This window comes from Gemmiger sp. An50 (genome assembly GCF_002161595.1).
Taxonomy (GTDB): Bacteria; Bacillota; Clostridia; order Oscillospirales; family Ruminococcaceae; genus Allofournierella.
Genome location: NZ_NFID01000010.1, coordinates 45,549 through 62,649 on the forward strand (window position 1 = coordinate 45,549; position 17,101 = coordinate 62,649).

Genomic DNA, 17,101 nt, shown 5'->3' on the forward strand with positions numbered 1-17,101 from the left:
AGTTTCAGTTGCCGCGCTGTTTCAGGATATCGCACACGATGTCCACGTCCTTGGGCGTGTCCACCGATACGGTCTTGTAGGGGGAGACCACAGCGTGCACCGTGTGGCCGTTTTCGATGAAGCGCATCAGGTCGTTTTCCTCGGCCTTTTCCAGCGCGCTCTTGGGGGTGGCGGCGTAGAAGTCCAGCGCCTTTTTGCTGAACAGCTGGATGCCGGTGATCTTCTCGTACTCAAAATCCGCCGTTCCCTTCGGATAGGGGATGGGGCTGCGGGAGATCAGCAGAATCTCCCGGCGGGCATTGCAGGCCACCTTCTGGTTGGAGAAGTCGATCACGTCCGCCGGATGGTCCATGATGTTGGTCACGCCCGCCACGTAGTAGGGGTCCTCGGGCAGGGTGTCCGGCAGAATCAGGTCAAAGGCCCGGGCATCGATCAGGGGTTCGTCGCCCATGATCTGCAGGTACAGGTCCGCGTCCAGCATGCAGCTCACCTCGTGGATGCGGGCGGTGGGGGTGTCGTGGTCGGCCCGGGTCATGAGGGCGGGCATGTCGTACTGGCGGCAGACCTCCATGATCCGCTCGTCGTCGGTGGCGATCACCAGATCGTCCAGCTTCTCGCACTTTTTCGCCGCCTGGTAGACCCACCAGATCATGGGTTTGCCCAGAATGTCCGCCAGGGGCTTGCCGGGCAGACGGCTGGACTGATACCGGGCGGGAATCACGCCGATGATTTTCATAGGAACAACCTCCTTGCGGGCCCGTAATAAGAACGATGGACCGGGCCGCTTGATTTCATGGTAATGCTTCGGTATGAACAAATTGTGAGCGCACAAGCGCGCTGTGCAACAAAAAGCTCAGTCCAGCAGGGCCAGCGCCTCGGTCAGGCTCAGTTCCAGCTTTTCGTCCGCCACCTCCAGCGTTTTCAGTACGGTGGATTCCACCGTCACCGCCTTTTTGAACCGGAAGGGCAGCGCAAAGTTCAGCACCTCGCTGGGCATGGTGCGCTCCAGGATCACCGCGTCGGGGAAGAGACGCGAATAGTCAAAAGCGTCCCGGGGATGGGTCTTGATGAAGAGCGGCCCGCCGTGGCAGTGGGCCTTCACCACGGCGGTGAACATTTTTTGCTGGGTCTCGCCGTCCAGAAGACCATCCGGCACGAAATCCCGGGGCAGGAACAGTACAGCGCCCTCGGCGTTTTCCGGCAGCGGCCGGGTGAGGAACACCTGCCGAACCAGCGCCTTCTGTTCGTCGGTGAGCCGGTGGAACCGGTCGGACTTGGAATCCTCCCGCAGCTTTTGGGGGAACAAGGGCGTTCTGGCGGCGCACTCGGTCTCCACCGCCGTGACCCGCTTGTAGTCGCCCCAGTACAGATAACCGTAGCCCAGCTTCTGCCGCAGCTTGAAATGGGGCAGCGTCCGCTGCTCGTCGATCAGCGGATGGTCCGGGTGGCAGGTGCTGGCCATGGTGTCCTCGCAGAGCACGTAGGGGGCTTTCAGGTCCTGCAAATACCGGCCCAGCACGCTCCAGTCGTTGTGGATGTAGATGGCCCCGTAGGCCTTGGGGTCGATGGAAAAGCCGTAGTATTTTTCCACATTGCGGCGGCCCATGATTCGCTGCAACAGTAGTGTGCGCAGAAAACCGGTCTGGATGGCGTTGCCGCAGGCCTCTTCGTCAAAAACCCGTACACAGCGGAACAGGCCGGTGGCGGAAAGCCGCCCGGCCAGTTCTTCGGTGTTTGGGATGACACTGCTCAGAATAAGGTCCGGGGCCACCGTGTCCTCCATGGCCCGGACCAGCTCCACCAGCACCTGATAGGCGGTGTGGCAGATGTATAAATTGGGCAGACCCATCGTCAGTTTACCTCATTGGATTCAATGACCACCGGCGGGAAGTGGATGTGCCCCCAGCCGCTGGACCACTCCGGCAGGGTGCGGTCCATGTTGGTGATCTCGAAGGCGAATTCCTGGGCGGGCTTGTCCAGGCAGGCGGCGTTGGCCAGCTCCCGCTCGAACACGTCCAGGTAGAAGAAATACTGCCCCTCGCTGAAGATGGAGGTGTCCACCGTGAACACGGTGGAGTAGCGGCGGCCCGGCTCGGCCTCGCCCAGAGTGATGGGATGGGTGATGCCCACGGGCGTGGAATCCCGGTAATGGAAGTTCAGCTTCAGGTTCACCGCGTCGAAGTGCTGCATGACCTGCCAGTCGATGCGCACCCGCAAGGGCTCGCCGGCGGCGAACACGCTGCTTTCCTTGTCCAGGAAGGTCAGCCGCTCCACCCGCAGCCGCTTGCCCGCGCTGGAGCTCATGCGGCCGATCTCGCGCAGGTCGTAGTCCACCACGTTCACGTCGGTGGTGTCCATATATACGGCGATGGCGTCGTCCACGTTGCCGTCGAAGATCACCTTGCCCTTGTCCAGCACCACGCAGCGGGTGCACAGCTGGCGGATGGTGCTCATGTTGTGGCTCACATACAGAACGGTGCGGCCCTCCTGGCCGGCCACGTCGCTCATCTTGCCCAGGCACTTCTGCTGGAACTTCATGTCGCCCACGGCCAGGACCTCGTCCATCACCATGATCTCACTGTCCAGATGGGCGGCCACCGCAAAGGCCAGCTTCACGAACATGCCGCTGGAATAGCGCTTGACCGGGGTGTCGATGAAGTCACCGCACTCGGAGAACTCGATGATCTGGTCCAGCTTGGAATCCACCTCGGCCTTGGTCATGCCCAGAATGGCGCCGTTCATGTAGATGTTTTCCCGGCCGGTCATCTCCTGATTGAAGCCGGTGCCCACCTCCAGCATGCTGGCGATGCGGCCCTTGATCTTGATCTCGCCCTCGGTGGGGGCGGTGATGCGGCTGAGCAGCTTGAGCAGGGTGGACTTGCCCGCGCCGTTGCGGCCGATGATGCCCAGTGCCTCGCCCTTGTAAACGGTCAGGTCCACGCCGTTCAGCGCCATGAAGGTCTGGCCGAACAGGCGGGTGTCGGTGCCGATGGGCAGGTTGGGGTCCTCCTTGCCGCGGATGCGGGCCCACCAGCTCTGCAGGTCGGCGGTGAGGGTGCCGCCGCCGATCTGGCCCAGTTTGTATTGTTTCTTTACGCCGGATACCTGAATGACAGGCTCTTTGCTGTGTACCGGCTCGCTGTGATTGGACATGCAAAAATCCTCCTGTTACACGGTATCCATAAAGGTTTTTTCAATGCGGCTGAACAGCACCACGCCGATGGCCAGCAGGACTACGGTCACAATCAGGCTGTAGACCAGTCCGGTGGGGTCCACACTGCCGCAGCCCAGCAAAGCCATGCGGAAGGCCTGCACCGGCGCGGTCATGGGGTTCAGGTTCACGATGGCGCTCAGGATCGGCTGCTCGGTCAGACTGGTGGTGGAGTACACCACGGGGGTGGCGTACATCCACAGCTGCACGCCGAAGGTCACGGCGATGGCCAGGTCACGGTATTTGGTGGTCAGGCTGGAAACGATGATGCCCACCGCCAGGCCCAGCAGCATCACCTGGATGATGCACACCGGCAGGTAGACAAGCCACACGGTCATGCTCAGATGGCCGAAGGCCTCCTGATTGAAAAAGAAGAAGACCCAGAACACCAGGAACATGACGAACTGAATGAAGAAGTTGATCGCCGCCGTGAGCACCTGGGACAGGGGAATGGTCAGACGGGGAAAGTAGACCTTGCCGAACATGCCCGCGTTGGCCACGAAGGTGTTGGCGGTGTTGTTGATGCAGGCGGCGAACATGGTCCACAGGGTGTTGCCGGCCATGATGAACAAAAAGCTAGGCGCGCCCTCGGTGGGCAGCCCGGCGATGCCGCCGAAGATCACATTGAACAGGATGGTGGTGATCAGCGGGTTCAGCAGAATCCACAGCGGGCCCAGAATGGTCTGCTTGTAGATCACCGCAAAGTTGCGCTTGGTGAACAGGGTCACCAGGTCCCGGTAATGCCAGAGTTCTTTCAGGTCGATGTCGAACCAGCCGGTGCGGGGTTTCACAACGGTGGTCCACTGCTGTTCGTTGGGGTTCAAAGTCGATACCTGTCCTTTCTGTTCGGAAGATGGGTCAAACGGAATACTCGTGGTACTTGCGGGTCAGCACACGCTGCTGGGGGATCACCTGGGGCTCGATCTCGCCGCCGGTGAAGCAGGCCATGTGGTTGTTTACGCAGGCGTACCCGGCCATGTGGCTGAAGGCAAGCCCGCCGGAAAACCGAGGATTGCACTCCAGGAAGTAGTAGCCCTGGGGGCTGTCGATCCACTCGAAATTTACGCATCCGGTGATGGAAAGCGCCTGGGCTGCTTCACGGCACATTTGAACCAGCGGCTCGTCCCAGAAGGTCTCCACCGTGAGGCCCGCGCCGTTCAGGGTGCGCTGCAGCTCGCGCCGGGGCATGCATACGCAGTGCCCGGCAGCGTCCCGCACCACGTCCACCGTGACGATGCGGCCCTCGATCATGGGCTGTACCAGGGTCCTGTCCGGGTCCAGCTCTTGGATGAAAAAGTCCCAGTGGCGCGCGTCCGGAGCCTTGTGCAGGCCCTGGCTGCTGCGGCCGTCCCGGGGCTTGAGCACGCAGGGCACCGGCGCCTCGCCCGGGACCACATCCGCCAGGCGGCGGGTGGGGATCAGGGGCAGGCCGGTGGTGGCGCGCAGATGCTCAAAGCAGGTCAGCTTGTCCCGGCAGAGGGCGATGGTCGCCTCGCCGGAGATGCACAGGGTCACGCCCAGCTCCAGCAGCTGCTGGCGGCAGGGGCTGAGCACGTCCACCTCCAGGTCGGTGAGGGGAAGAAGAAACTGCACGCCCTCACTCTCGCATACCCGGCGGATGAAGGGCAGGTAGTCCGGGTCGGCGCAGAGGGGGGCCTGATAGAACCTGTCGGTGAGCAGGCTGTTGGCCAGCCACTGGCGGGGGTAGATGTCGCAGCCGATCACCCGCCAGCCCGCATCGCGCAGCGAGCGCAGGGCAATGTCGGCGGAGAAGGAACCGATGGCGGTCACAAGGATGGTTTTCATGGCAAAAATCCTTTTTTCATTATAAGGTCACGGGCGGCTTTTGGCCGGTGCGCAGCCGGCGCAGATGCCAGCCCGCCCAGTAAACGCGGTGGTACCAGCGGGAATCCTCCATCATCCAGCCGCCCAGACGGGCAGTGAGGGAGGAAAAGCCGTGGACCATAGGGAACAGAAAGGGGCTGTAGCAGCCCAGCGCCCGGGCCTTTTCCACCAGCCGCCGGGCGACGGGGTCGTTCAGATGCTCCCGGGCCAGCGCCTTGCCGCCGGGCTGGGCGACATCCACCGAAAGCCCGCCCGCAATGGTCTTGAGCAGATGGATCAGCACCAGCCGCATGTCCTCCTCGGGAATGGCAAAGTCCCGCTCGAACCAGTCCAGCACATGGCCGGTGAGCCACAGCTCGTCCTTGCAGTAGCAGGGCTTGAGACGGAAGGTGGTGCTGTTCTCGTTGCCGCTTTCGTAGAAGTACAGGGGTGCGTCGCTCACAGCAAAGCAGCCCTGGGGATGCAGCCGGAACCAGTGGCGGGCGTATTCCATGGAAAAATACACGTCGTCGCCATAGGTGATGCCGGGGATGTGTGCCAGTTTGATCTGGCGTACAAGATCAAGCCGGAACAGCTTATTCCAGGCGTAGTACAGATGGCTTTGCAGGTAAAGCTGGCCCGCCTTTTTCGTTTCGATGCGGGAAAACTCGCAGCTTTTTTCGGCCAGCTCGGATTCCACCGAGGAATACCGCCAGACGATCAGGTCTTCCGGCTGGTGCTGCTGGGCGGCGAGCACCGATTCCAGCAGGAAAGGGGAATAGGCGTCGTCGTTGTCCAGAAAGGCCAGATATTCCCCCCGGGCCCGGTCCACGCCGTTGTTGCGGGCGGCGCTTCCGCCCTGGTTTTTCTGGTGGATCACCACAAAGCGGGGATCGGCCTGGGCGTAGCGGTCGCAGATGGCGCCGGAGCCGTCCGGGCTGCCGTCGTCCACCAGGATGCACTCCCAATCGGCAAAGGTCTGGGCGGCGAGGCTGTCCAGGCAGCGGGGCAGATATTTTTCTGCCCCGTATACGGGAATCACGATGCTGATCTTGGGCATAAATGCTCCTTATTTCATGTTCAGAATGATGCGGCAGATCTCGTCCACCTGGCCGGGCTCCAGCCCCTCGAACAGAGGCAGGGTGAGCACCTGGGCCGCCAGACGCTTGGCGTTGGGGGTGGCGGAGGAATCGTACTGGTCGCAATAGCAGGCGTAGTCCGAAATCAGGGGATAGAAATACTTGCGGGCAAAGATGTTGTGCTGGGCCAGCGCGGCATATACCTCGTCCCGGTCATGCCCGAACTGCTCCGGGTCAAAGGCCACCGGCAGATAGGCATGGTTGGGCCGAATGCTTTCCTCCCGGCGCAGCAGGACCTTCACTCCCGGCACGCCGGTCAGATGATCCAGATACCGCTCCAGCGCGGCCTTCCGGCTGGCCAGAGACTCGTCCAGATGGCGCAGGTTGCACAGACCCATGGCGGCCTGCACCTCGTTCATCTTGCTGTTGGCGCCCACCGCGTTCACGTGCTCGGCGTCCGCGATGCCGAAGTTTTTCAGCTGATACAGGCTGTGGTAGAGCGCCGGGTCCTTGCAGGTGACCGCACCGCCCTCGATGGTGTTGAACACCTTGGTGGCATGGAAGCTGAACATGGAGGCGTCGCCGTATTCCGCAATGCCCCGGCCCTTGTAGGTCACGCCGAAGGCATGGGCGGAGTCATACAGAAGCTTCAGCCCGTGGGCGTCGGCAATGGCCTGGAGCTCCTCCACATGGCAGGGATTGCCGTACACGTGTACCGGCAGAATGGCGCAGGTGTTGGGGGTGATGGCCGCCTCCACGCAGGCGGGGTCCAGGGTGCAGTCATTCGGGTCCACGTCGGCGAAAACAGGGGTCAGCCCGTTGCGCACGATGGCGTGGGTGGTGCTTGCAAAGGAGAAGGGCGTGGTGATGACCTCGCCCTTCAAATGAAATGCCTGAAGCATGAGTTCCAGCGCAAGGTGACCGTTGGAAAACAGACTGACCTGGGGAACCTGCAGATACTGCGCCAGCCGGGCTTCCAGCTGCTGATGCTTTTCGCCCATGTTGGTGAGCCAGTGGCTGTTCCACAAGGGGGCGATCTCCTGAATGTATTCCTCAAAGGGAGGCAAAGAAGCCCGGGTAACATTGATTCTTGTAGCCATAGAAACTCAACCTTTATCACAATTAGAATTACTGATACTATAGCATGTTTTCGGCCAACTTGCAATAAAAGGGCGGTCAGCCCCGGTACCAGCGGCCGCCCAAAAGATACCAGCCCAGCCAGTGCAGCTTCCACCACAGCTTCTTTTCGCCCAGGCGGCTTTTGTTGAGGGCCAGGGCCAGGCTGGTCAGGTGAAAGCGCAGGGGCAGATAGCGGGTCTCGTAGTGGCGGTTCCGGGCAAAAAAGTCCATCAGATTGCGGTAAGCATCGCTCTGATAAAAGCGCCGCATCACCGCCCGGCGGTCCTTTTTGGGGGTACACCACAGCCCGTACAGCAGGGTGTTCAGATATTCCGAAACGATGCCGTGCATCTGGGTGTGGGGCACGCCGTATTCCTTCCAGAACAAACAGAGCAGCCGGTCGAACATCTCCCAGAAGGCAGGCTGCAGCCGGGACCGGTCGGACTTGCTCAGGCTGTTCTCGTTGCCGTTTTCATAATAGTAAAGGGGAAGCTTCACCAGCCGGCAGCAGGCCTCGGGATTCCTGGCCCAGAAATCCCGTAGGTATTCCAGCACAAAGGGCCGGTCCTCGTAGCAGGAAAGGCTGGTGTCGAACAAAAGACCGGTGTCGCGCAGCTGCCCGGCGCAGAACAGCTTGCCCCAGGGGGTGGGGAAAGGCGCGTCGTTGTAAAGCTCTCCGGCCTGAGCGGGCCGGTAGGCGGTCACCTCCGGCATCTGGCCGGGAGCGGCCAGACGGGCGGCATCCTCGGTGAAGCTGAAGAAAAGAAAATCCCCGGCAAACCGGCGCTGCACCTCCAGCAGGGTCTCCAGCGCGATGGGGCTCAGCGCGTCGTCCGCGTCCAGCATCAGCAGATACTCACCCCGGGCAGCGGCAATGCCCGCGTTGCGGGCGGCGCTGGCCCCCGCGTTTTTCTGGTGAATCACCCGGAAGCGGCTGTCCTCTTCGGCGCACACATCGCACAGAGCGCCGGAGCCGTCCGGGCTGCCGTCGTCCACCAGGATGCACTCCCAGTCCCGGAAGGTCTGGGCTGCCACGCTGCTCAGGCAGCGGCTGAAATAACGGCCGGGGTTGTACACCGGCACGATGATACTCACAATGGGCTGCATAATAACTCCTTTGCTGTTCAGCGGCGCATCCGGCGGACGAAACCGGCGAAGGTCCGGTAGTAGCTCTGGCGGGAAAAATCCTGCGCCCGGCGCACACCGGCCGCGGCCATTTCGGCCCGGCGGGCGGGCTGGTCTTTCAGAGCAAGGATGGCTTCGGCGATCTGGCAGGAAAGCTCAGGCACACCGGGCATGGGGGTGCATTCGCCGTCCCAAATCTCATCCCGGCGCAGCAGCACCGCGCCGCTGCCCTCCAGATATTCCGGCATGCCGCCGCTGTCGGTGGCGATCACCGGGCAGCCGCAGGCCATGGCCTCGATGGCGGTGATGCCTGCCGGCTCCTCCCACAGCGCGGGGAAGCAGGCGGCGTCTGCCATGCGGTAATAAGCGGGTAATTCTTCATTGGGCACAAAGCCGGTAAAGACGATCCGCTCGCCCAGGGCCGCGGCCTGCTTCCGCAGTTCGGCAAAGAAGGGGGAATCGGCCTGCCCGGCAAAGAAGGGCGAGCCGATGACCGCCAGCTTCACGGCGGGGTCCTGAATCTGCCGCATGGCCTGCACCAGCCGGTGGATGCCCTTTTCCTCGCACACCCGGCCGCAGAACAGCACCACAAAGTCATCCTGTGTAAGGCCCAGGCGGCTGCGCAGCTGTGCCCGCTCATTTTCCGACGAAGGGATGGGGCAGAAGCGGCTGGTGTCCACGCAGTTGGGCAGCAGCACCGCCCGGTCAGCGGGCAGAGCGCTGGAGGAGAGCCAGGCCCTGCGTACATAGTCGCTGATGGCCAGCACCCGGCCGAACTGAGCGTCCAGCGCGGGGCTGCTGTATGCCACCCCATGCAGGTGCGCCGCCATTTTTTCGGCGCCGAAGCAGGCGGCGGCCTGCTGCCAGGCGTCCAGCTGGCCGCCTTCCACCGAGTAGAGATCGGCGCTCAGCCGCTTCAAAAAGGGCAGGGGGGAATGCTGGTATTCCTGCCAGTACACCGGCCGCTTGGCCAGCTTTGCCAGCCGGTAACGGACCCGGTGCACAAGGAAACGCGCCTGCCCGGCGGGGGGCACGAAGAAGATCAGCGACTGGGAAAACCGGGCCGAAGCCGCCGCGGCCTCTTCGTCCAGGCGGCAGACAAGGGCCAGCTCCAGCTGCCGCTGGGTCTGGTTTTCCTCCATCAGGTGGGTGGCCAGGGTCTCCACCGCGCCGCCCTTCACGGCGGGCACCGGAAGCTCGGGCGGCAAAAGCAGGGCGGCCCGGGGCGTTCCGCTGTGTCCGGGCAGGGGCAGCGGCCGGGTGCACCAGCGCAGGCAGCTGAGCTTTTCGGTCAGCGAAAGCGCGCCGCAATGCTTCACAAGGGGCAAAAGGCAGCGCAGCTCCGCCTGGACGCCGTGCCAGCGGGCAGCGATGGGCCAGGTCAGCTCGTTTTTCGCTCCGGCGCAAAGGGCCAGATACCGACGGAAACAGGCGGCCAGCGCCTTGTCCAGAAGGGCCTTGTCCATGCCCTGGTCCCGAAAAAAACGGCACCAGTCGGCGTGGGCGGTCACCCCGTCGAAGCTGCCGGGGCTGATGCCGCTGCGGCAGATGCTGCCCTGGCGCAGCCGGTAGCGGTAAAGGGGAGCATCCAGGCAGGAAACCGTTTCACAGGCGGCGAACAGCCGATGGGCCACCGCGTCGTCCTCGTGGATGAGTCCCTGCGGGTAGCGCAGCTGCTCCCACAGGCTGCGTTTGTACAGCTTGTTCCAGGCCACCGTGTAGCAGGTGGCGTTGGGCCCGAAAAATTCCGCCAGCAGCGCTTTGCCGGAAAAGCTTCCGGCAGCGGCGGGGGCGGTGATCTCGGGGTGCTCCAGCGGTGAGCCGTCCTCGTTCACGTCCTCCACCGCGCAGAGCGCCATATCCGCCCCCGAGAAACACAGCGCGTTGTAAAGCTGCTCCAGATAATCCGGCGCGATCAGGTCGTCGGAATCCACAAAGGCCAGAAGCTCGCCCTTCGCGGCGGCAATGCCGGAATTGCGGGCGGCGGAAAGCCCGCCGTTTTTCTGGTGGATCACCCGCACCCGGCTGTCCTGTTCGGCATAAGCGTCGCACAGTGCGCCGCAGCCGTCCGGGCTGCCGTCGTCCACTAAAATCAGCTCAAAATCGGCAAAGGTCTGGCCCAGAATGCTCTGCACACAGGCGGGCAGAAACTGCTCCACCTTATAAACCGGAACGATCACGCTGATGCGGGGCATGGCTCAGGCCTCCTTTTTGCGGTCCATTTTTCCCCGGGCAGCAGCCAGCTTGTAGCACAGCGCGGGGCTCACACAGAACAGCACCGCCCGCAGCTTTTCAAACCCGGGCACGTGAGGGTTTGAGAGGATGCGAGGCAAAAGCTTGTTCAGTTTTTTCTTGTGCAGGGCAAAGCCCGATTTCAGCTGGTCGGACAGCGGTCCCGCCAGGTTGGCGTGCACGTAGAACAGGTAGAACACCTGCCAGTAGCGGGCCACCGCCCAGGCGGCCAGATCCTCATAGCCGGTCTTGCCGGTGAAAAAGTCCACCCAGCCGCCGTACAGGCGCAGATCGTCCAGCCGCTTGGCCGAGAAGGCCAGGGCGGTCATGCTGCCGGTGCGGGTGCGGTAGTAGTAGAGCGGCTCGTTGGAGAGCACGATCTCGTTGCCGTCGTAGATCTTGTCCATGATGTTGGCGTCGTCGCCGTAGAACATGGTCTCGTCGTGGCGCACGTTTTTAAACAGCCGCGCGTCGTACAGCTTGTTCCAGGTGACCATGGAGTACATGCCGCCGTTTTTGAACACGTCCAGAAACTGCTCCAGCGCGTCGTGGCGGCCCAGGAATTCCTCGGGCAGGGTCACGCCACGCTCGAGAAAATTGCCCTTTTCGTCGATGCACACCGCGCCGCAGGACGCCAGCGGACAGCCGCTTTCCTTCACGGTGCTGTACAGGGTTTTCAGAAAATCCGGGTGCAGCAGGTCGTCGGAATCCACATAGCTGATGTAATCGCCGGTAGCGGCGTCCAGCCCGGCGTTGGCAGCGGATGCGGGACCGCCGTTTTTCTTGTGTACCACCCGGATGCGGGGGTCGGTCTTGGCCAGCTGGTCGCAAAGCTCGCCGCAGCCGTTGGGGCTGCCGTCCTCTACGAGGATCAGCTCAAAATCGGCAAAGCTTTGGGCCAGGATGCTCTGTACGGTTAAGGGCAGATAGTCCTTGGCGTCGTATACGGTGGTGATGATGCTGATGGCGGGCATGGGATGCCTCCTTCTTTGATCGTTCGGGTCAGCGCTTGCCCTTCAGGCGCAGGGGCAGCAGGGCGCGCCCGGCGTTTTTCTTGGCGGCAGCTTTGCGCAGCCAGCCGTTGTAAAGGCCCTCCCGGCCCTCCAGCCGGGTCATCAGGGCGGTGTGCCACATGGGATTGGCGAACAGCTTTTCCAGCCCGGCCTTGCGTTCCTCCAGCGTATAGGGCTTGGAGGAGTCGGTAAGCAAGTCGAAGAAGTTCACCGCGTCCCAGGGCAGCTGAGCGGCGGCCAGCTGGGGATACAGTTCGCTCTGGCCGCACTGCTCCAGAAAGCGCCGCACCCCGTGCAGCACCCGCTGGCTGGTCTCCATGTTGTCCAGCGTGGCGGCGCGGGTCAGGGTCTGGGCATGCCGCCAGTATTCGTAGTAGATGCCGTCCAGGTGTTCCATCTTGCCCAGGTTGGCAAAGTAGGCGAAGTTGAACTGGATGTCCTCGCCGGTGCGAAGGCTCTCGTCCAGCTTCAGGCCCAGCCCCTTGATGAGCTGGGTGCGGTAGACCTTGTTGCACAGCGAAAAGAACTGGTTGGCCCGGTAGTATTCGATGAAGTGGGGCCAGAACTCCTCCAGCGAGGCGGCGGCAAAGGCCGGGTAGACCGCCTCGGTGAAGCCGGTGTCGCTGCAGAAGGAGAAGTTGAAGCTCACCAGGTCCAGCTCCCGGTTCTCCATGGCCTGCACGGTCTTTTCAAAGGCCTTGGGCAGCAGCATGTCGTCCGCGTCCACAAAGGTGATGTAACGGCCCTCGGCCGCCTGGATGCCCGCGTTCCGGGCCGCCGCCGCGCCTTTGTTGGGCTGGGTCAGCACCCGCACCCGCTCGTCCTTGCGGGCGAACTCGGCGCACAGATCGGCGGTGCGGTCGGTGGAACCGTCGTTCACCAGAATCAGCTCGAACCAGGCAAAGCTCTGGTCCAGCACGCTCTGCACGCTTTTTTCAAGATATTCCTCCCCGTTGTACACGGGCATGATACAGCTCAATACAGCCGCCATAAATATGTTTGCCTCCTTGGGAAAAAAGAATCATAGGGCATGGCTGGTGCTGCACCGCAGCCAGCACCAAAACGCCATGGGAAGGGCCAGCCGCAGCCCCACACAGATGCGGTAGGGCAGGGCCATCAGCCGGTTTTCGTCCGCCGCCAGCCAGACGGCCAGCGCATTGCGGGCAGCGGGCAGGGCCAGCATCCGGGCAAAGACCTTCCGGTAGCCCCGCAGGGAAAGGGGACCCTTCCGGCTCATCAGCACCGACATCTGGGCCACTGCCACGTTGCCCTGCCGGGCAGCGGCCAGAGCCTGTGCGCCGGCCTCATCCAGCCCGTAATGGGCCGCAAATTCGAGCAGCGCCGCCCGGGTAGCCTGCTCGGCGTCCAGCAGGTCCGCCCGCAGCGACCGGGAGAGCGAGCCCTCGCCGGTGTGGTCACAGGCGTAGAAGTTGGTGGGGATGAACCGCACCGGCCCGCAGCGCCGCAGGGCCAGCAGGTTGAACAAAAGGTCCTCGTTGATCTTGAGAGCCGGGTCAAAGCGCACCGGCCCGATCACCTGGGCCTTGTAGATTTTGTTGTAGGGGGCCGCGAACTGGCCGGTGGTCACCAGATACCGTTCGAACTGGTCCGCCAGCTGGCCAAGGTTCTGGTAGGCCGCGTCCGGCAGGGGCGGCTCCGGGGTGTAGCCGATGTTCTCCACCCCGAAAAACAGCACGTCCGCGCCCTTTTCCAGAATGGGCAGCGCAGTTTCGTACAGACCGGGCAGTACCCAGTCGTCCGCGTCCACAAATTGCAGATACCGCCCGGCGGCGGCGTCCAGACCCGCGTTGCGGGCGGCGCTGGCCCCGGAATTTTTCTGGTGGATCACCCGCACCCGGCTGTCCTGTGCGGCAAGCCGGTCGCACAGCGCACCGGAGCCGTCCGGGCTGCCGTCGTCCACCAGAATCAGCTCCAGATCGGCGGGCGCCTGGGAGAGGATGCTCCGCGCGCATTTTTCCAGGGTGGCCTCGGCCTTGTAGACCGGCACGACCACGCTGATGGAAGGCTGGTTCATGCTTTTCTCCCTCCCGTGAATTTGTGGACGGCCAGAGCAAAGCACCGGCCGATGAAGTAAAAGGGGAACAGCACTTTTGCAGAGAGGGACATTCTGCCCATCAGCCGCACAAAGGGCCACAGATCGCCGTACTTGATTCGGTCAATGAAGGGGTAAAAGCTGCCTGCGCACAGGCATTTGGCAAAGGGGTACTTGCCCTGCCAGTAGCGGCGGCTGGCGTTCACCACGTCCAGAAAATCCGCGTATTTTTTCAGCGCGCTCTGGGTGCCGTTGTAGTTCTGGTGGTTTTCGTCGGTGCCTGCCACCCGGTAGGCGGAAAGGGCCTCGTCCATCACGAATACCTTGCCGCGGTCCAGATACAGCATGCACAGCGCGAAGTCCGCAATACTCCGGTTGGCGGTCACGTAGTCGTAGAGGGCCTTGTCTGCCGGGTCAAAGATGTTTTTCACAAGGCAGGCGGTGCAGGAATAGGTCACGCCGGCCAGAAACAGCTCCATTGTGGCGTCCTTGCCCAGAATGCGCCCATCATCCGGCAGGGTGCCGTAGGTGTTGCCCGCGTCGTCGGTGAGCAGCAGGGTGTGGCTCACCGCCAGATAGTCCGGGTGAGCGCGCAGGAAATCCACCTGCTTTTGCAACTTGTGGTCATCCCGCCACCAGTCGTCGCCCTCCAGGGTGCAGACGTACTGGCCCTTGGCAGCGCACAGGCCCTCGTACCAGTTTCGGCTGATGCCCACGTTCTTTTCGCGCAGGTTCAGGCGGATGATCTCGGGGAAGCGGGCGGCATAATCCTGCAGAATGGCGCGGGTGCCGTCCGAGCCGCAGTCCTCGGAGATGTAAATTTCAAAGGGAAAATCGGTCTTCTGGGCCAGCACACTGTCGATGGCCGTGCCGATGTAGCATTCCTGATTGTAGGTGGTGATGAGTACCGTCACCAAGGGCTGGTTCACGGTCTGACCTCCTTTGCTTCGAAAAGCTGGTTGTAAAGGGCCATTTGCGCGGCGGCAATGGCCTTGGGGTCATGGTCCGCCAGTGCCCGGGCCCGGGCGGCCTTGCCCATGGTCTCGGCGGCAATGGGGTCGTCCAGCAGGGCCAGCACCGTTTCGGCCAGCTGGCCGGGCTGGGCGGGGTCGAAGAGCAGGCCTTCTTTGCCGCTCTCCAGCATGCTGGGGATGCCGCCCACATTCGCGGCGGCGCAGGGCATGCCCAGAAGCATGGCCTCACCCAGCGAGTTGGGGCTGTTCTCCACGCTGCTGGGCATCAGAAAGACGCTGCTCTGCAAAAAGCAGGTCTTCATAGCGTCGGCGCTCAGCACACCGGTGTAGCGGATGCGGTCGGCCACGCCCAGGCGGCGGGCCAGAGAATCCAGATAACCGGAATACTCTGCAAGCCAGTTCATCACCGGACGCAGCAGCGCGCCCTTCTGGGGCGGGGGCCAGCCCGCCACGTCCACCTGCACGTCCGGGTAGCGGGCGGCGATGGCGGGCAGCGCCTCGATCACCCGGTGCAGCCCCTTCAGGGGGATGTTGCCCTGGCTCACAAAGATGCGGGGGCGGCGCAGTACGTCCCGCTGCCAGCCGCCCTGATAAAAGGCCGGGCGGAGAATCTCGTTCAGCCGGTAGTACCGGGCAGAAGGGTTCACCGAGGCGGCAAAGGCCTTGTCCCATTCGGTGCGGCCCAGCAGGTTCTGGGCCAAAAGAAATGCCTTTTTCTCCGCTTCGCCCTTTTCCAGAAGACCCTCGCGCAGCTGGCGCACGGTGGCGCCGCCGGTTTTGGCGGCCAGGCGCTCCTTGAGCCGCTGGCGGCGCAGAAAGCGAGGTGGCAGGCCGTCGGCCATGTGCTCGCCGCAGGGCCCGGCCAGACCCTGGATATAAAGCAGTGTCTTCTGGGGCGCAAAGCTTTCCAGCGCCCACACTGCGTGGTCGTTCTCGGTGCCGAAGATCTGCACGAGGTCCGGCTGTTCGGCGACCAGCGCCGCCTGCAGGGCATCCTTGCCGCCCGCAGCGGGCAGCGCCAGATACACCGCCCCGCCGATCTCCCGGCGCTGGGTCTCGCTCACCGCCGGGCTGTAGGCGCACAGAATCAGCCGCACCGGCTGACCCTCCAGTGCCTGCTGCAGAGCCATCACCCAGCTGCCGCTGGCCTGCACCGGCAGGTCCAGTGCCCGGGCCATGGGCGGGGGCAGAAAATTCAAAAGCCAGAATACCGTCATGGTTCAGCCTCCAAGGGTTTCCTCCAGGCAACGGGCCGCCGCCTGGGGCGTGTTGGATTCAAAAAGCCGCGCCGCTTCCTCAAAGGGCAGGCGGCTGCGCCCCTTTTCGGCCAGAAATGCCGAAAGCCGGGCAAGAACCTCCGGCCCGGTGCCCTCGGATTCCAGCAGGGTCAGGGCCAGGGGCCAGCGGTCAAAGTAGGGGCGGCAGGGGTCGTTTTCCAGCTTGGCCAGATGCAGCACCGGCCTGCCCGCCGCGAAATATTCAAAGATCTTGCTGGGCACCTGGTTGTCCACCCCGTTGCCAAGGCTCAGCAGCACGTCCGCCTTGGCAACCTCCTCCGCCGCTCTGGCAGCGGGCAGCGGGCCGGTGACGGTCAGCCGGTCGCCCAGAATTTTCCGGTAGGGTTCCAGCAGCCCGGCGGGGTAGTTTTCCCAGCCGCCGCCCACAAACACCAGCTCCAGATTCGGGTCGTTCAGAGCGTAGAACAGCTCCAGCGCGTAGTGGGGAGTGCGCAGGGTGGGGTACAGGCTGCCCACGAACACGCAGCGCAGCCGCCCGTTTTCCTTCTGAACCTGAGGCGCAGGAGGCGGGGGTACCAGGCTGGGAAAGTCCAGCACATGGGCCTTGGCCGCATAATCCTCCAGCGGCGCGCCGGGGGCGTAATACCGGGTCATGGCCGGGGCGATGAACACCGCGTCCAGCGCGTCCAGCAGCTCCTTCTCCCGCTGGAACGCACCGGGGGCTGAGTAGCTGCGGTTGGCCGCGTAGGGGTCCATCTGCCAGCTGGCCTTTTTGCCGCCGAAACCGGCAGCGGCCAGCGCGAAGCTGCCCGCGTAGGGGGCGGCCACCGCCACCGCCGCGTCAAAGTGATACCGGCGGTCCAGCGCCTCGATGGCCTTTTTCGCCGCAGTGATGCGCCGGGGTTTTTTCAGGGCGATCTGCCGCACCGCGGCCAGCGCCGCCGCCGGGTGGCCGCAGAGCTTTAACAGCCGCAGCGGCACCGGAGTGCCGCCCGAATTGCCGAATTCCAGCATCCGGTTCATCACCCGCTCGTCCGCGAAGGGCACTAGGGTCCGGCCGCAGCCGGGCAGCTCGGGAGGGACGGTCTCGCCGTCATACAGTTCCAGAAAATGGACCGTGTGCCCCTGCTGCGCCAGCAGCGCCGCCGCCCGCCGGGCGATGGCCGGGGTGGGGGCGAGAGGGAATTCCACACTGTCCAGAATGCAAAGCAGTTTCATGCAAAAACCTCAGAA

The 17,101-nt window shown here is 63.3% G+C and carries 15 protein-coding genes; all 15 read right to left on the bottom strand.

Translation table 11 applies throughout. The annotated features are described in order from the left end of the window. Positions 1-4 precede the first annotated feature (4 nt). Positions 5-736, bottom strand: coding sequence for a 3-deoxy-manno-octulosonate cytidylyltransferase (locus tag B5G03_RS10020; protein ID WP_087181565.1), 732 nt, complete (start codon positions 734-736; stop codon positions 5-7). 117 nt (positions 737-853) lie between these two features. Beyond that, complete coding sequence (locus B5G03_RS10025) at positions 854-1,849, bottom strand: polysialyltransferase family glycosyltransferase (protein ID WP_087181566.1); 996 nt, start codon at positions 1,847-1,849, stop codon at positions 854-856. 2 nt (positions 1,850-1,851) lie between these two features. Next, positions 1,852-3,153, bottom strand: coding sequence for an ABC transporter ATP-binding protein (locus B5G03_RS10030; RefSeq protein ID WP_087181567.1), 1,302 nt, complete (start codon positions 3,151-3,153; stop codon positions 1,852-1,854). A 15-nt stretch (positions 3,154-3,168) separates the two neighbouring features. Beyond that, positions 3,169-4,035, bottom strand: a complete 867-nt coding sequence (locus B5G03_RS10035; RefSeq protein ID WP_087181568.1) for an ABC transporter permease — start codon at positions 4,033-4,035, stop codon at positions 3,169-3,171. A 34-nt stretch (positions 4,036-4,069) separates the two neighbouring features. Then, positions 4,070-5,017 (bottom strand): ATP-grasp domain-containing protein, encoded by a 948-nt coding sequence (locus tag B5G03_RS10040; protein WP_087181569.1) that lies wholly within the window; start codon positions 5,015-5,017, stop codon positions 4,070-4,072. A gap of 19 nt (positions 5,018-5,036) precedes the next feature. Continuing rightward, the gene (locus tag B5G03_RS10045; RefSeq protein ID WP_087181570.1) at positions 5,037-6,095 is read right to left on the bottom strand and encodes a glycosyltransferase family 2 protein; all 1,059 of its coding nucleotides are present in this window, start codon (positions 6,093-6,095) and stop codon (positions 5,037-5,039) included. Between the two features lie 9 nt (positions 6,096-6,104). Further along, on the bottom strand, positions 6,105-7,214 hold the full coding sequence (locus tag B5G03_RS10050) for a DegT/DnrJ/EryC1/StrS family aminotransferase (protein ID WP_087181571.1): 1,110 nt from the start codon (positions 7,212-7,214) through the stop codon (positions 6,105-6,107). Between the two features lie 76 nt (positions 7,215-7,290). Beyond that, entirely contained in the window at positions 7,291-8,340 is a 1,050-nt protein-coding gene (locus B5G03_RS10055) for a glycosyltransferase family 2 protein (RefSeq protein ID WP_087181572.1), read from the bottom strand. A gap of 17 nt (positions 8,341-8,357) precedes the next feature. Next, positions 8,358-10,553, bottom strand: a complete 2,196-nt coding sequence (locus B5G03_RS10060; RefSeq protein WP_087181573.1) for a glycosyltransferase — start codon at positions 10,551-10,553, stop codon at positions 8,358-8,360. Positions 10,554-10,556: 3 nt separating this feature from the next. Then, positions 10,557-11,564, bottom strand: coding sequence for a glycosyltransferase family 2 protein (locus tag B5G03_RS10065; protein ID WP_087181574.1), 1,008 nt, complete (start codon positions 11,562-11,564; stop codon positions 10,557-10,559). 28 nt (positions 11,565-11,592) lie between these two features. Beyond that, the gene (locus B5G03_RS10070) at positions 11,593-12,594 is read right to left on the bottom strand and encodes a glycosyltransferase family 2 protein (protein ID WP_087181575.1); all 1,002 of its coding nucleotides are present in this window, start codon (positions 12,592-12,594) and stop codon (positions 11,593-11,595) included. 30 nt (positions 12,595-12,624) lie between these two features. Continuing rightward, positions 12,625-13,638 carry a glycosyltransferase family 2 protein gene (locus B5G03_RS10075; RefSeq protein WP_087181576.1) on the bottom strand — a complete coding sequence of 338 codons (1,014 nt, stop codon included), beginning with the start codon at positions 13,636-13,638 and terminating at the stop codon, positions 12,625-12,627. After that, positions 13,635-14,585 carry a glycosyltransferase gene (locus B5G03_RS10080; protein WP_087181577.1) on the bottom strand — a complete coding sequence of 317 codons (951 nt, stop codon included), beginning with the start codon at positions 14,583-14,585 and terminating at the stop codon, positions 13,635-13,637. Before B5G03_RS10080 ends, B5G03_RS10075 begins: the two co-directional genes overlap by 4 nt. Then, positions 14,582-15,847, bottom strand: coding sequence for a glycosyltransferase family 4 protein (locus B5G03_RS10085; protein ID WP_087181578.1), 1,266 nt, complete (start codon positions 15,845-15,847; stop codon positions 14,582-14,584). The genes B5G03_RS10080 and B5G03_RS10085 overlap by 4 nt, the downstream gene beginning before the upstream one ends. Positions 15,848-15,850: 3 nt before the next feature. Beyond that, a complete protein-coding gene (locus B5G03_RS10090; RefSeq protein ID WP_087181579.1) occupies positions 15,851-17,086 on the bottom strand; it encodes a glycosyltransferase in 1,236 nt (411 codons plus the stop codon). Positions 17,087-17,101 lie beyond the last annotated feature (15 nt).